The organism is Kitasatospora sp. NPDC004531, assembly GCF_053602195.1.
The window spans coordinates 23,756-38,375 of sequence record NZ_JBSGDD010000045.1 but is presented as its reverse complement, the minus strand read 5'-3'; the positions used below and the strand labels follow the sequence as shown (position 1 = coordinate 38,375).

Here is a 14,620-nt window from a genome sequence, read left to right as displayed (position 1 = left end):
AAAGGCCCGGCCGCCGGTGCGGCGGCCGGGAGTTTCCGGTGGATTCACTGGGAGCCGGCTGGGTGCCCCTCGGCGGCCATCGCCAGCATCCGGTCGACCACCCGGGCGGCCGCGTGCCCGTCGTCCAGCGGGCAGAACCGCTCGCGGAAGGCCCGGTAGCGCTCCCGGTACGGGGCAGGGTCGAGGTCGCGCAGCGCGTCGACCAGCCCGGCGGAGTCGGCCAGCACCGGGCCCGGCGCCAGCGCCTCGAAGTCGAAGGTGAAGCCGCGCAGCCTGGTCCGGTAGTGCTCCAGGTCGTAGGCGAAGAACAGCATCGGCCGGCCGGTCACCGCGAAGTCGAACATCAGCGACGAGTAGTCGGTGACCAGCACGTCGGCGATCAGCATCAGGTCGGCGACGTCCGGGTGGTCGGAGACGTCCCGGACGAACTCGTCGTCGGGCATCCGGCCGCCCACGTGGACGTGCGGGCGCAGCAGCAGCACGTGGTCCTCGCCGAGCGCCTTGCGGGCCTGCTCCACGTCGAGCCGCAGGTCGAGCCGGTAGCGGTCGCCCGCGCCGCGCTGGTCGTCGCGCCAGGTCGGGGCGTACAGCACCACCTTGCGGCCGTCCGGGATGCCCAGCCGGGCGCGGACCCGGGCCGCCTCCGCCGGGTCGTCGCGCACCAGCCGGTCGTTGCGCGGGTAGCCGGCCTCCAGCACCTCGCCCCGGTAGTCGAAGGAGTCGGCGAGGATCGGCGTGGCGAACGGGCTGGGCGACAGCAGCAGGTTCCACTGCCGCACCTCGCGGGCCAGCCGCTCCAGGTAGCCGTCCGCGGCCAGCCAGTCGCCGTCCACCTGCCGGGCGATCCGCTTCAGCGGCGTGCCGTGCCACAGCTGGGCCACCACCTGGCCCTCGCGGCGGCGCAGGAAGTCCGGGAAGTGCGTGTTGCCGACCAGGTAGCGGCTGGTGGCCAGCGCCTCGTACCACTCGGGGCTCCACTGGCGGACGGCCGTGGCGCCCGTCGGGGGCTGCTCCTGCCCGTCCTCAACCACCCACAGGTGCCGCAGCGGCAGGTCGCGGCGGACCAGTTCCTCGTGGACGGCGCGCGGGTTGCACGAGTAGCTGCGCCCGCCGAACACGTCGTACAGCACGGCGTCGCGCAGCGGCAGGCGGCGGGCGGCCGGGTAGGACTCGGTGCGCAGCCGCAGCTGGCGGTGGGCGCTGCGTTCGACGGCGGCCAGCACCGGCTTGCTGTCCAGGATCAGGGTGTCGTGCCAACGGTGCTGCAACTGGAAGGACTTGGGGCCGGCGTGGGCCGTCGCGGGCAGCTGCGGCAGCACGTTCGGGTGCAGGCGCAGCGACAGGCCGGCGTGCTCGGGGTCGTCGGCGGGGCGCAGGGCCGGATCCCAGACGCCCTTGGCGAGCGGCCGGGGCCGCCCGTCGGAGGCGGCCGGTTCGAGGTCGAGCACGGCGCGGAAGCGGCCGTCCCTGCCGACCTGGGCGGGCAGTCGGCGCTCGCGGCCGTCGCCGCTGTGCCGCAGCACCAGGTCGACCGGGCGGCCCGCGAAGTGCGGGAGTTCGCCGCGGAGTTCGAACCCGGCGGGGGCCGGCACCATGGCGTCCACCAGCGGCTCGGGCTCCTGGACGCAGAACTGCAGCCGCTGGTCGGACAGTTGCTTGGCGTACAGCACCTGCCCGTCGTCCAGCGGGAGTTGGCGGCGGCCGCCGGGCGGGCAGTTCAGCAGCAGGTCGTGCCGGCGGCCGTCGCGGTCGACCAGGGCCGGGTCCCAGTGCCCGTCCGGCCGGCACAGCCCGGCGGGGACGAGCGCGGTGAAGTGGGCGCCGTCCCAGTCGGTGCGGCAGCGGGCCTCGGCGCCGCTCTGCCGGTGGCGCAGCACCAGGGCGGCGCCGGCGGAGCCGGCCGGGCCGCGGCCGGCCAGCCGGAACCCGCCGTCGGCGCAGGCCAGTTCGGTGACGACGGCCCGGTCGAGGTGGACGGTCAGCCGCAGCGCGCCCTGGTCGAAGTGCAGCACGAGCAGGACGTCGTCGGCGGCCCAGTGCGCGGGCGGGTACTCGCCGGTGCCGCACCAGTGCGGGGCGAGCGGGGTCTCCGCGCGCCGGCCGCCGGCGGTGACCCGGGCGGTGATCGCCCAGGTGCCGGGCTGCCACCGGTCGCGCCGCCGGAGCAGCGCGGGGTCGAGGAGCGCGGTGAAGCCGGTCCAGTCGAGCCGGTGCCGGTCCTGCCCGCTGTCGTCGGTCGCCTCCGGCAGGTAGTGCGGGAAGGTACGCACCCGCACCCGCCGCCGACCGGTCGGCGGGGTCAGCTCCAGCTCGACCCGGGTCGCGCCGGGCCGGTCGCCCGGCTGCCCGTCCATCCGGCCCTCGCCGAGCAGGGTGAGCACCCCGCCGTCCCAGCCCGCCCGCCGCAGCCCGGTGCGGGCTGCGACGGGCGCCGTGGTCCGGGCGCGGCGGAAACGGCCGGGGAAATCGGGAAGACGCAGCACGCAGTCATGACATCCAAGGGAACTGGTGAAGTCAATTTCCCCAACCCTGGGAATATCGTGGGTTTCCTGGGAATTGAGGGAATCAATCAGCCCTTGACCTGCGGATTACTCTCCGCTATTCGCCTTCGGCGAGCAGCGCGTCCGTCACCCGACTGGCCGCACTGCCGTCGTCCAGGTCGCAGTAGGCCTCGCGGAACGCCGCGTACTTGTCGGCGTACTCGGCGCTGACCTGCGGAAGGTCGCCGAGCGCGGCGACCACCTCGGCGGAGGTGGACAGCAGCGGACCGGGGGCCCGGTTCTCCAGATCGAGGCTGAAGCCGCGCAGGTTGTCGCGGTAGTGCTCCAGGTCGTAGGTGAAGAACAGCACCGGACGGCCGGTGTTCATGAAGTCGAACACGGCGGCGGAGTAGTCGGTCACCAGGACGTCCGCGATCAGCAGCAGCTCCGCCATGTCGGGGTAGGTGCTGACGTCCCAGACGTAGCCGTTGCCGGCCTCGGGCAGCCGGCCGCGGACCACCTCGTGGGCGCGCACCAGCAGCACCTGGTCGTCGCCGAGGGCGGCGCGGGCCGCCTCCAGGTCGAGCTGCAGGTTCAGCTGGTAGCCGCCGTCGGGCAGCCGGCGGTCCTCCCGGAAGGTCGGCGCGTACAGCACCACCTGCTTGCCCTCGGGCAGGCCCAGCTGCTCGCGGACCCGCTCGGCGGTCTTCTCCCGGTCGGCGGCGAACAGCACGTCGTTGCGCGGGTAGCCGCTCTCCAGCACCTTGCCCTCGAAGCCGAAGGCGCGGCGCAGCACGGGCGCGGCCCAGCGGCTGCCCGCCACCATCAGGCTCCACTGCGGCACCTCCTCCTTGAGGTGCTCCAGGTAGCCGGAGTCGGTGAACCAGACCTTCTCGAAGTCGGCGCCGATCCGCTTCAGCGGGGTGCCCTGCCAGGTCTGCAGGACGACCTGGCCGGGGCGGCGGCGGAAGTACGTCGGCAGGTGGGTGGAGGTGACGATGTACTTGGCGGTGGCCAGCGCCTCGAACCACTCGGGGGAGCGGTGCCGGACGCACTCGGCGGTGTTCGGCAGCTCGGCCTGCAGGTCCACGGAGGTCCACAGGTGGCGCAGCGGCAGGCCGCGGCGGACCAGCTCCTCGTGCACGGCGCGCGGCGAGTCCGCGTACAGCCCGCCGTCGGCGGCCCACCAGTCCTCGCGGACGGTGTGGTACAGCACGGTGTCGGTGAGCGGACCGTACTGGCCCTTCTTGTACGCGTCCCGCAGCTGCCGCTGCCGGTAGCCGCTGCGCTCGGCCGGGGACAGCGCGTCGTGGGACTCCAGCGACAGGCTGTCGAAGGCGCGGCGCTCCAGCGCCACCCGCTTGCCGCGGGCCTGCACCTCCATCGGCAGCACGTCGAAGGTGGAGGCGGCGAGGACCGCGATCGGCCACTCGCTGTTCGCGGGCGCGCCGACCGGGCGGAACAGCACCGTCCAGGTGCCCTTGTGCAGCGGCACCAGGCCGGCGAACGACGCGGTGGGCAGCGCGGGCAGCGCGGCCCGGAACCGGCCGTCGACGATCTCCACCGGGTAGGCGTGCTCCTCGCGGCGCTTGCCGTGCTGGATCACCAGCTCGTAGCGGTGGGTGCCGGGCAGCGGGAAGGAGCCGCTGAGCACGAAGCCCTCGCCGTCCTTGGCCCGGGCGATCTCCTCGACGATGGGCTGCACGACCTGGTCGCACAGCTGCAGGTAGCCGCTCGGGGAGGGCTTGGCGTACAGCGTGCGGGCGCCGTCGCCGAGCGGCAGGTGCAGCTCGACGGGGGCGGTGCGGTCGTCCAGGACGAGCGCCAGCGCGGTGCCGTCGACGAGCCTGAGCTCCAGGTCCCAGCGGTCGCGGGTGCGCTTCTCGGCCGTCGGGTCGAGGGCGTCCCAGGCCTCCCGGACGGCGGTCAGCTCGGCCACCCGGAACCGGGCGGTGAACGGCAGGTCGCGGCCGGACGGGACGCCCAGCTCCAGCGGCACGAACACGTCCTTCTCGGACTCGACGTGCTTCAGCCGCAGCTCCGCGCCGGCCAGGTCGGCGCCGGAGCGGACCAGGCCGCGCAGCTCGACGGCGCCGCCCTCGGCGGTCACCGACAGGGCGCGGGCCCGGACCCGCTCCACCCGCAGCAGCAGGTGGCCGTCGCGCGACCACGGCACCACCCGGACGTCGTCCTCGACCCAGTGCACCGGCGCGTACTCGGCGCGGTCGTGCCAGCCGACCGACACCCGGCCCTTGTACAGGCCGCCCTTGCCGACACCGGCCACCAGCACCCGCCAGGAGCCGTCCTTCCACTGGCCGCGGTGCTTGAGCCGGGCCGGGTCGATGGTGGCGGAGAAGCCCGCCCAGTCGCAGCTGTACAGGTCGTGCGGGGAGCTGGCGGTGGCCTCCGGGCTGAACTCCGCCTTGGTCTGCACGGCCACCACGCGGCGGCCCTTGGCCTCGCGCAGCACCAGCGCCTTGACCATGTCGTGCTTGCTCTCGGCGCCCAGGTGCTCGGGGAAGGCGTGCCCGGTCAGCTGCAGCTTGTCGTCCGACCAGCGGGCCTCGTACACCCGGGAGCGCATCACCAGGGCGTTGTTCAGCCGCAGCACGTCCGCCGGGACGCTCTTGCGGCCGCCGCGCAGGAACGGGTAGTCGGCGTACGGGCGCAGCAGGCCGCGGGCCGGGGCGGCGCCGTTGGACTCCTTCTCGAACCGCAGCTGCTCGATCAGCTCGTCGAGGCGGCCCTGCAGGGTCAGGTGGTACTTCAGGCGCAGCGGGGCGCGCAGCTTGCGGACCTGCTCCGGGCCGATGGCGCGCAGCAGGCGGCCGGCCGACTCCAGGTAGGCGGCGTTGTACTCCGGGTCGCCCTCCAGCACCGAGCCGAAGAACATCGGGATCTCCTCGACGAGGTTGTTCTCGTCGTAGGAGTGCAGGTACTTGCGGAACTTCGGGTCGCTCTGCCTGCTCAGCCAGTCGCGGACCAGCTCCATCGACTTGACCCGGTCGATGACGCCCTTCGGGTTGGTCTTCATCTGGGTGATCGACATCTCGCCGACCTCCCGCTCGCGCCAGTGGTAGATCGGCTCGGCGAGCACGTCGACCCGGCGCGCGAGGTAGTGGTGCGGCACGCTGACCGGGGCGTCCTCGTACAGGATGCCCTCGGGGTAGAGCACGCCCGCCTCGTCGAAGAACGAGCGCCGGTACACCTTGTTCCACGCGGTGCGGTCGGTGACCAGCGCCGGGATCTCGGTGATGTGGGTGCGCAGCCGGGTCGCCGCGAACGGCTTGCGGTGACCGCCCGACTGGTAGTGGCCCACGGCGCGGAAACGCAGCACGTTGCCGGTGCAGAAGTCCGAGCCGGTCTCGTCCAGGGTGCCGATCATCAGCTCGTAGGCCGACGGCGGCATGGTGTCGTCGCTGTCGACGAAGGCGAGGAACTCGGTGCCCTCGGAGATGTGGCGGTAACCGGTGTTGCGCGCCGCGCCGAGGCCCTTGTTCACCTGCTGGACCAGCCGGAAGCGCGAGTCCTTGGCGGCGTAGGCCTTGGCGATTTCGGCGCTGGAGTCCTTGGAGCCGTCGTCGACCATGACGCATTCGAAGTCGTCGAAGGTCTGGGCGGCGATCGAGTCGAGGCACTCCTCCAGGTAGCGCTCGACGTTGTAGATCGGGACGACGACGGACAGACGGGGGGCCATCGGGAGCGCAGAGCCTTTCCTCAGGGAGTGCGGGCCGGGTGGGCCGGGCAATTCGTGTCGAACCCGGACCGGCACCGGCCGCGATCCTACCTCTCCGGGCTTGCTAGTCTGCGCCTGGCCAGGTCAGGTCAGGAGAGTGAAGAGATGCCGCGGTTCAGCGTGATCGTGCCCGTCCACGCCGTGGAGGAATACCTCCCGGCCTGTCTGGACTCCGTCCTCGGCCAGACCTTCGCCGACTTCGAACTGATCGCCGTCGACGACCTCTCGCCCGACGGCTGCGGCGCCATCCTGGACGAGACCGCCGCCCGGGACAGCCGGGTGACGGTCCGCCACCTGGAACGCAACGTCGGCCTCGGCCTGGCCCGCAACGCCGGCCTGGAGCTCGCCACCGGCGAGTACGTGCTGTTCCTGGACAGCGACGACACCCTCACCCCCGACCTGCTGGCCGCCACCGACGCCCGCCTGCGCGCCACCGGCGATCCCGACCTGCTGGTGTACGACTACGCCCGCAGCTACTGGGACGGCCGCGTGGTGCGCTCCGCCTCCGCCCCCGTGTTCGCCCGGCCCGGCGCCGACACCTTCACCCTGGACGAGCGCCGCGACCTGCTCGACCTGCTCCAGGTGGTGTGGAACAAGGCCTACCGCCGCGAGTTCGTCCAGCGGCAGGGCCTGACCTTCCCGCCCGGGTACTACGAGGACACCCCCTGGACCTACCCGGCGCTGCTCGCCGCCGAGTCGATCACCCTGCTCGACCAGGTCGGCGTCCACTACCGGCAGCGCCGCGAGGGCGGCAACATCCTGGCCACCGCCTCCCGCAAGCACTTCGACGTCTTCGAGCAGTACGACCGGGTGTTCGCCTTCCTCGACGCCCGCCCCGAGCTCGACCGCTGGCGGCCGGTGATCTACCGGATGATGCTCGGCCACCTCGCCACCGTGGTCACCAAGCCCGGACGCGTCCCCGCCGCCGACCGCCGCGAGTTCTTCCGCCGCGCCGCCGAGCACTGCGCCCGGCACCGCCCCGCCGGCTACCGGCCGCCCGCCGGACCCGAGGGCGTCCGCGGCGAACTCCTCAGCCGCGGCAGCTACCTGGGCTTCCAGAGCCTGCGGGTGCTCGCCAAGGCCCGCCGCGCCGTCCGCCGCTGAGCCACCGGCCGGGCGGCGCGTCACCCGGACGCGCCGCCGCCCGCCCGGTATACAGCGGTGGGTGGACCTCCTCACCCGTTTGCCGCTGATCGGACCCCTGGTCGCCCGGGTGCTGCGCAGCCGCCCCTACCTGGTGTACCGGCTGTTCGCCGACGTCAAGGGCACCCGGCTGGCCGGGGCGGTCACCTTCTTCGGGTTCCTGGCGCTGTTCCCGCTGCTCACCGTGGCCCTGGCGATCGCCCTGGCCACCCTCTCCGACTCCCGGGTGCACCACCTCCAGGAGCAGATCGCCGAGCAGCTGCCCGGCCTGTCCGACGCCCTCGACCTGAACGCGATGGTGGCCAACGCCGGCACCGTCGGCCTGGTCTCCGGCGTCCTGCTGCTGGCCTCCGGCCTCGGCTGGGTGGACACCATGCGCGGCGCGGTGCGCACGGTGTGGCGACTGCCCGACGACGGCGGCAACCCCGTTCAGGTGAAACTCCGGGACTGCGCGGTCCTGATCGGCCTCGGCCTGGTCTGCCTCGCCTCGCTGGCCGCGTCCGCGGTCGCCACCACCCTCGCGCACCGGCTCGCCGACGGCCTCGGCCTGGAGGGCGCCACGGCCCGCGGGCTGCTGACCGGGCTGGGCTTCCTGATCGCCGTCTGCGCCGATCTGCTGCTCTTCTGGTACCTGCTCGGCCCGTTCGCGCGGATCCGCGGCCAGCGCCGGCGCGACCTGCTGCAGGGCGCGCTGATCGGCGCGGTCGGCTTCGAGGTGCTGAAAGTGGCGCTCTCCTCGTACCTCGGAACGGTCGCCGGCCGCAGCCTGTACGGGGCGTTCGGGGTGCCCGTCGCGCTGCTGCTGTGGATCAACTTCGTGTCCGGACTGCTGATGTACTGCGCGGCCTGGACCGCCCTCGCCGACCCCGCCGCCGCCCGCCGCAGGGCCGTCCGGCAGGCCGAGAGGGCGCTCGCGGCGGCCGTCGAATCACCGAATTCACCCCTGTCCGACATCCGGACAACTGACTATGATCCCCGTCACAACCAAAAAGCTCGGCTGTCCCCTCGGCCGACCGTCTCGCCGGAACACCCCTGTCTCCGGCCAGCATCTCTGGAGGCCGCGTGTCCGTCACCGACACCACCGCCGCGCTGCCCGTACCGGCCACCCCCGACGACGTCCCCGGGTGGTTCTTCCGCGTCGACCGCGAGGTCTTCGCGTGGCTGCTCGACCGCCAGAGCGCCGCCGGTGTCACCGGCGACCTGCTGGAGATGGGCGCCTACCTGGGCCGCTCCGCGATCCTGCTCGGCGACCACCTGCGCCCCGGCGAGGCCTTCACCGTCTGCGACCTGTTCGACATGGACGCGCCCGACGACGAGAACTCCGCCGAGATGTCCATGTCCTACCGCTCCACCCTCACCCGGCGGGCCTTCGAGACCAACTACCAGGCCTTCCACGCCGAACTGCCGACGATCATCCAGGCCCCCACCTCGGTCCTCGCCGACGGCCGGATCGCCGCCGACAGCTGCCGCTTCGTCCACATCGACGCCTCGCACCTCTACGAGCACGTCGCGGGCGACATCCTGGTGGCCCGCGACGCCCTGGCCGGCAACGGCGTCGTCTCGCTCGACGACTACCGCGCCCCGCACACCCCCGGCGTGCACGCCGCCGTCTGGGAGGCCGTGTTCACCCTCGGCCTGAAGCCGGTGCTGCTCACCCCCGAGAAGTTCTACGGCACCTGGGGCGACGCCGACGCCGTCCGCGCCGACCTGCTCGCCCGCGACTGGCGCGCCGAGGGCTTCCGGCTCGACGAGGAGCACCTCGCCGGCCAGACCTGCCACCGCCTCGCCTGGGACGAGCCCTCCGGCCGCCCCGAGAGCGCCGTCCGCGCCCAGGCCGGCAGCGCCGCCACCCCCCGCCCCCGGCGCTCGCTCGCCCGCCGGGTCGCCATCGACGTGATGCCCCCGGTCGCCACCCGCGCCGTCCGCCGCGCCCTGAGCGCCGGCCGCGCCCGCAAGTCGTCCTGACGACAGAGCCCCCACGGGGCCGGTCCACCGTCGGGCCCCGCCGCCCAGTCGCCCGCCGACGCGGCGGCGGGACCCGGTGCATGCCCGGGCGGGCGGGGCTCAACTGCCGGGCAGGAGTGGCCGGTTGACCAGGTCTGCGGACCGGCGTCGCGGGGGCGGCCGACCGGGGCGCGCGGGCCGTTCTGTGAGGCCCGGGGCAACTGCCTTGCGGGGGGCGTTTGCTGATGGCCTGCCGCCCGGCGGGCCGGCGTCGTTGCCGCTGTCGGGGTGGCAGGCCGGGGGCGTGTGCGTTCGGCGGTGCGATGTGCGGGCTTCTCCGTGAGGCCCGGGGCAACCGCCCTGCGGGGGTGGCCGGTTGACGATCGCGTGTGCCCTGTCGGCGGCGCGGCCGGCGCGCTCGGGCCGTCGGGTCGGTCGGTGGGCGCTGCCGTGCGAGTGGGCTGCTGTCAACCGGCTTGGCGGGGCGGGCGGCCCGCTGCCGCGCGGGCCTGGCGGCGGGCGGCCTGGAGGCGCAGGGCGCGCAGGCGGAGCATGCCGAGCGACGCCACCAGCGCGCACAGGCCGACCGCCGTCCACGTCCCCGGGCCCGGGCCGTCCGCCTCGGCGTGTGCCGCCCGGACCGGTTCGGCCTGGTGGGCGGCGGGCTGCGCGGCCGGTTCCGGCGCCTCGGCGGGGGGCGTCGGCGACGGCGTCCCGGCGACCGGCCGGGCCGGGGCGTCCGCGGCCGCGTCCGGCGCCCGGTCCTCGGCCAGCACACCCACCGCCGTGACCTTGCCGGCCGCCGCGAACCCCCAGTCCAGCAGCGCCGCCGCCTCGTCGTACACCTGCGGACTGCTCGCCGGGTGCATCACCGTCACCAGCAGCGTCCGCCCGCCGCGCACCGCCGCGCCCGTGTACGTCGCGCCCGCGTTGGTGGTGTAACCGTTCTTCACGCCGATCAGCCCCGGGTACTTGCCCAGCAGCCGGTCCGTGTTGGCGATGCCGAAACTGCCGCGCTGCCCGTTCTTGTCGAGCGCGCCCGGGAACTGCGCCCACCGGGTGCCGCAGTACCCCCGGAACTCCTCGTTGCGCAGACCCGCCCGGGCGAACAGCGTCAGGTCGTACGCCGAGGTGACCTGCCCGTCCATGTCGTAGCCGTCCGGACTGACCACGTGGGTGTCCCGGGCCTGCAACTGGTCGGCGCGGGCCTGCATGTCGGCGACGGTCTTCGCCACCCCGCCGTTCATGTTCGCCAGCACGTGCACCGCGTCGTTGCCGGAGGACAGGAACACCCCGCGCCACAGGTCTTCGACCTTGTAGTCCAAGTCCTCCTTGATGCCCACCAGACTGCTGCCCGGCCCCATCCCCTGCAGCTCCGACCACGCCACCTTGTGCACCAGATCGGCCGGGAACCTCGGCAGCACCGTGTCCGCGAACAGCATCTTCAACGTGGACGCCGGCGGCAGCTGCGCGTGCGCGTTGAACGCCGCCAGCACCTCCCCGCTCCCCGCGTCCGCCACCACCCAGGACTTCCCGGTCAGGTTCCCCGGCAGCGCCGGCGCCCCCGGCCCCGGCGCGACCTGCACCCCTGCCGCCCCCAGCCGGTCGCCGCCCACCACGGCGGGCGGCGGCACGTCACCGGGCCCCGCCACCGCGACGGCCGGCGGGCCGACCGGGCCGAGCACCAGCGCGGCAGCGGACGAACCGAGGACGATCCGGCGGACTGTCTGCATTCCCGGAAGCTAACCCGCGCCCGCGGCCCCCCACCGCCCAAGCCGTCGCCCACGCCACGAACGAGTACCGCCCGCTGCTCCGTTCGGCGGGCCGCGCATACTGGACGGGCCACCCGTCTGCCGCGAAGGACCCGTCATGAAGCTCAGCCGCCCGGTCTCCTGGTTCCTCACCGCCTTCGGCGTCTGGTCGATCTTCATCTGGACGACCTTCGCGAAGAACCTCTGGAAGGACTCCGGCGGCCAGGCCTTCGTCAACGGCGACCACTCCCAGCCCACCGCCTTCTTCTGGGTCCACCTGCTGCTCGCCATCACCTCCCTGCTCCTCGGCCTCGCCATCGGCACGATCGGCATCCGCGGCCTGCGCGCCCTGCGCAAGCCCGCCGTCGCGGAGTGAGAATTCTGCTTGCGCGGTGATCCCGGACACTGCCAGGATGCGCGGCCGGGCGATCGAACGATTCGCCCGCGCACCGCTTCCTGGGGGGAATGCCGATGTCCCGCACCACCGCTCCGCGGCTGCTCGCCGCCTGCGCCACCGCGGCCCTCGCGGCCGGACTGTTCGCCGCACCCGCCGCTCAGGCCGTACCGGGCCGGGCCGTCACCGGCCCGGGCGTCCGAGCGGTGCCGGGCCTGGCCGGCGACGGCTGCTGGGCCACCGGCACACCCGGCTGGGTGACCACCGCGAACCCGGTCCTCACCGCGCACACCACCGCGCCCTCCGCCCGCTTCAAGGTCTGGGACGCCACCGGCACGAAGGTGTTCGACGGCACCGCCGACACCGCCGCCGACGGCACCGTCCAGGTCACCGTCCCCGGCCTGGCCGACGGCTCCGGCTACACCTGGCAGGTCTGGCCGGAGTACCAGCCGGGCTCCGGCGAGCCCACCGAGACCTGCCGGTTCGGCGTCGACACCGCCGCGCCCACCGGTCTGACCGTGACCTCCGCGGACTTCCCGGAGAACGGCGGCGGCAAGTACGCCGGCCAGAACGGCGTCTTCACCTTCTCCGCGACCGACGCAGGCTCCGGCGTGGCCTGCTTCCGCTACGCCCTGGACAACGTCGTCGGCGTGGGCGGCTGCACCCCCGGCCCGGGCGTGGTCGCGGCCGGCGCGGACGGCGCCGCGAGTGTCACCATCAAGCCCGCCGAGTGGGGCACCCACAGCCTCCAGGTGCAGGCGATCGACCGCACCGGCCGGGTCACCCAGCCGCTGGCCTACACCTTCTACGCGCCGTGGAACCCGAACCCGCCGAAGGCGCTCGGCGACGTCGACAACGACGGCGTCCCGGACATCCTGCTGCCCGACTCGCAGGGCAACCTGCTGGTGATCAGCGGCGGTGCCGGCAGCACGACCCCGTCCACCGTGGTGCCCGCCGCCCGGGCGCCCATCGGGGACAGCTGGACCGGGCTGCAGATCACCCACAAGGGCTGGAGCGGCGGCGGCGCGCCCGCCGACACCGTCTACGTCCGCGACGCCGCCCCCGACAACTCGGGCTACCTGTACCAGTACGTCAACCAGGGCGCGCTGCCGCTCGGCACCCGCTCGCCGTCGCTGATGAGCCACGCCACCGACTGCGTCGACACCGCCAAGGCCCCGGTCGCCTGCCCGGCCGACCACAGCACCAGCTTCCGGGAGGTGCAGCAGCTGGTCGCCCTCGGCTCGGTGGAGCCCGGCAACCCGACCGCCATCACGCTGCTGGACGTCGAGCAGGGCAACCTGTGGCTCCAGCGCGACCCTTCGCGGTTCGGTGATTCCACCCAGCTCACCACCACCGGCCTGTGGAACGGCTATGACCTGATCGCCCCGGGCCCCGACGCCGGCGGCAACCTCGCGCTGTGGTCCCGCGAGCAGGCCACCGGCACCCTGCGGGCGCACGCCGTGCCGAAGCTCGCCAACGGCAGCTACGACTTCTCCGGGCTGGCGAACCCCGCCGACGGCGCCGTCATCGGCAGCTTCCCGGTGGCCGAATACCCGGTGCTCGGCAGCTCCGGCGACCTCGACGCCGACGGGCAGGCCGACCTGTACGCCGTCACCGCCGGGCGGCACCTGATCACCTTCATGGGCGTGGGCGACCCCAAGGATCTGGGCGTTCTCGCCTGACGGGCCGCCAGGGCCCGTTCCGGTCGCGGCCGGGGCGGGCCTTCGGCGTGTCCGGACCTCTGGAGGTGGCCGAATCCGGCTGCTAGCCTGCCCGGCACGACTTCCGGGCGAAGCCGGGGAGCAGGGGACGGGGAGGCTCCGCGATGAGCACCGGCACCACCCTCGGCGACACCCGCCCCGAGTGGGCGCAGCGCCACGAGCGCGAGCGGCGGCACCGGCGCGCCAAGTCCCGGCTGCGGCTGCCGTTCGCGGTGGCCGCGGCCTGCCAGGCCGTGCTGCTGCTGTGGTGGGCGGCCGGGTACCCGGCGTTCACCGGCAGCCGGGCGAGCGGTGCGCCGCTGTACGACGCCGCCGTGCGGATCCTGCACCCGGCGGGGGCGACGCTGGCCCAGACGGCGGCGGTGGCGTTCGCGCTCGGGTACCTGGTGGCGGCGCTGGCCCGGTACGGGGTGCGCGGACGCTGGTCGGGGCCGGTCGCCGTCGCGCTGGCCGCGCTGCCCCCGACCGGCAGCCTGGTGGTCTCGCTCAGCCCCGAAGTGCCGTCCGCCGCGGGCGCGTTGCTGCTCACCGCGGCGGGCCTGCGGCTGCTGGTCCGGCGCGCGGAGGGGACGCTGCACCGGGGCGGCCCCGCCCAGCGGCTGGATCTGGCGGTGCTGTTCTCGGCCGTCGTGCTGCTCGCGCTGACCGGCCCCCGGGGCGCGGGCACCGCACTGGTCGCGGCCCTGGTGCTGCTGCCCGCCCTGCCCCGGGTGCGCGGCCGGCTCGCGCTGCTCACCGCCCTCGCGCTGGCCGTCCCGATCGCGCTCGCCCTGTTCGGCCACCCGGCGGCCCGCACCGGCGACCTGCACACGCTGCGCGCCGCCGACCTGGCGCTCGCCCGGCACCGCGACCCCGGCAGCCCGGCGCCGACGGCCGTCGCCCCGGCTGCCGCCTGGGACGCGGCCGGCGCGGACTGCTCGTCGACCGCCGCCCTCACCGACCGCTGGGACGCCGCCTCGGCCCGCCGCGAGCAGTCCGAACTGGCCCGGGAATGGCGGCAGTTGCTGCGCGAGCACCCGGACCGGGTGTTGGACGCCCGGCTCTGCCGGGGCCGCCTCGCCTGGGCCGTGTGGGCGGGCGCCGGCGGCCCGCACGCGGCCACCGAGGTGCCGGAGACGTCCCCGTCCTCGCGCGGCCTGCTCGGCCCGCTGCACGCCGCCGCCGCGTGGAGCCGCACCCTGCTGCGCGCCCCGCAGCTGGACTGGCTGCTGTGGCGCGGCGCCCTGTGGGCCTACCTGGGCCTGGCGGCGTCCCTGCTGTACGCCTGGCGGCACCGGCTGCCCGCGCTCGTCCCGGTGGCCGGCGCGGCCGTCCTCGGCACCCAGCTGGCGCTGACCGCGTCCGCCGCCGGCCAGGACTACCGGACCATGGCGGCGGCGCTGTTCCTCGGCCCGCTGCTGCTCACCCTGGCCACCGTCAGACGCGAACGGACCCCCTGAGACGCCGCAGGG

Annotated in this window: 8 protein-coding genes and 1 pseudogene; 6 read left to right on the top strand and 3 right to left on the bottom strand. The window is 74.4% G+C overall.

All coding sequences use genetic code 11. The annotated features are described in order from the left end of the window. Nucleotides 1-44: 44 nt before the first annotated feature. Both ACWEMJ_RS19350 and ACWEMJ_RS19345 read right to left on the bottom strand, forming a co-directional pair. Nucleotides 45-2,483 carry a CDP-glycerol glycerophosphotransferase family protein gene (locus ACWEMJ_RS19350; protein ID WP_452138277.1) on the bottom strand — a complete coding sequence of 813 codons (2,439 nt, stop codon included), beginning with the start codon at nucleotides 2,481-2,483 and terminating at the stop codon, nucleotides 45-47. 115 nt (nucleotides 2,484-2,598) lie between these two features. Continuing rightward, on the bottom strand, nucleotides 2,599-6,177 hold the full coding sequence (locus ACWEMJ_RS19345) for a bifunctional glycosyltransferase/CDP-glycerol:glycerophosphate glycerophosphotransferase (RefSeq protein ID WP_452138276.1): 3,579 nt from the start codon (nucleotides 6,175-6,177) through the stop codon (nucleotides 2,599-2,601). Nucleotides 6,178-6,321: 144 nt separating this feature from the next. On the opposite strand from ACWEMJ_RS19345, the gene ACWEMJ_RS19340 reads away from it, so the two are divergent. The 3 genes and pseudogenes from ACWEMJ_RS19340 to ACWEMJ_RS19330 all read left to right on the top strand — a co-directional run bounded on the left by ACWEMJ_RS19340 (nucleotide 6,322) and on the right by ACWEMJ_RS19330 (nucleotide 9,324). Further along, a complete protein-coding gene (locus ACWEMJ_RS19340) occupies nucleotides 6,322-7,320 on the top strand; it encodes a glycosyltransferase family 2 protein (protein WP_452138275.1) in 999 nt (332 codons plus the stop codon). Between the two features lie 61 nt (nucleotides 7,321-7,381). Then, nucleotides 7,382-8,158: pseudogene (locus ACWEMJ_RS19335) on the top strand (YihY/virulence factor BrkB family protein); the annotation flags it as partial. Between the two features lie 263 nt (nucleotides 8,159-8,421). Next, entirely contained in the window at nucleotides 8,422-9,324 is a 903-nt protein-coding gene (locus ACWEMJ_RS19330; protein WP_452138274.1) for a class I SAM-dependent methyltransferase, read from the top strand. 446 nt (nucleotides 9,325-9,770) lie between these two features. Here the strand turns inward: ACWEMJ_RS19330 and ACWEMJ_RS19325 are convergent, their stop codons facing one another. Further along, nucleotides 9,771-11,036: a D-alanyl-D-alanine carboxypeptidase family protein gene (locus ACWEMJ_RS19325; RefSeq protein ID WP_452138273.1), complete on the bottom strand. Its 1,266-nt coding sequence runs from the start codon at nucleotides 11,034-11,036 to the stop codon at nucleotides 9,771-9,773. Nucleotides 11,037-11,172: 136 nt separating this feature from the next. Here ACWEMJ_RS19325 and ACWEMJ_RS19320 point away from each other — a divergent pair, with 136 nt between their 5' ends. From ACWEMJ_RS19320 to ACWEMJ_RS19310, 3 genes are all read left to right on the top strand, one after another. Next, the gene (locus ACWEMJ_RS19320) at nucleotides 11,173-11,430 is read left to right on the top strand and encodes an SCO4848 family membrane protein (RefSeq protein ID WP_452138272.1); all 258 of its coding nucleotides are present in this window, start codon (nucleotides 11,173-11,175) and stop codon (nucleotides 11,428-11,430) included. Between the two features lie 95 nt (nucleotides 11,431-11,525). Next, a complete protein-coding gene (locus ACWEMJ_RS19315; RefSeq protein ID WP_452138271.1) occupies nucleotides 11,526-13,130 on the top strand; it encodes a hypothetical protein in 1,605 nt (534 codons plus the stop codon). Between the two features lie 143 nt (nucleotides 13,131-13,273). Beyond that, on the top strand, nucleotides 13,274-14,608 hold the full coding sequence (locus tag ACWEMJ_RS19310) for a hypothetical protein (RefSeq protein WP_452138270.1): 1,335 nt from the start codon (nucleotides 13,274-13,276) through the stop codon (nucleotides 14,606-14,608). Nucleotides 14,609-14,620: the final 12 nt, after the last annotated feature.

Excerpts from the sequence above, each read along its gene's own strand:
- ACWEMJ_RS19345 (WP_452138276.1), bottom strand. The coding sequence starts at position 6,177 with ATGGCCCCCCGTCTGTCCGTCGTCGTCCCGATCTACAACGTCGAGCGC.
- ACWEMJ_RS19340 (WP_452138275.1), top strand. The coding sequence starts at position 6,322 with ATGCCGCGGTTCAGCGTGATCGTGCCCGTCCACGCCGTGGAGGAATAC.
- ACWEMJ_RS19325 (WP_452138273.1), bottom strand. The coding sequence starts at position 11,036 with ATGCAGACAGTCCGCCGGATCGTCCTCGGTTCGTCCGCTGCCGCGCTG.
- ACWEMJ_RS19320 (WP_452138272.1), top strand. The coding sequence starts at position 11,173 with ATGAAGCTCAGCCGCCCGGTCTCCTGGTTCCTCACCGCCTTCGGCGTC.
- ACWEMJ_RS19315 (WP_452138271.1), top strand. The coding sequence starts at position 11,526 with ATGTCCCGCACCACCGCTCCGCGGCTGCTCGCCGCCTGCGCCACCGCG.
- ACWEMJ_RS19310 (WP_452138270.1), top strand. The coding sequence starts at position 13,274 with ATGAGCACCGGCACCACCCTCGGCGACACCCGCCCCGAGTGGGCGCAG.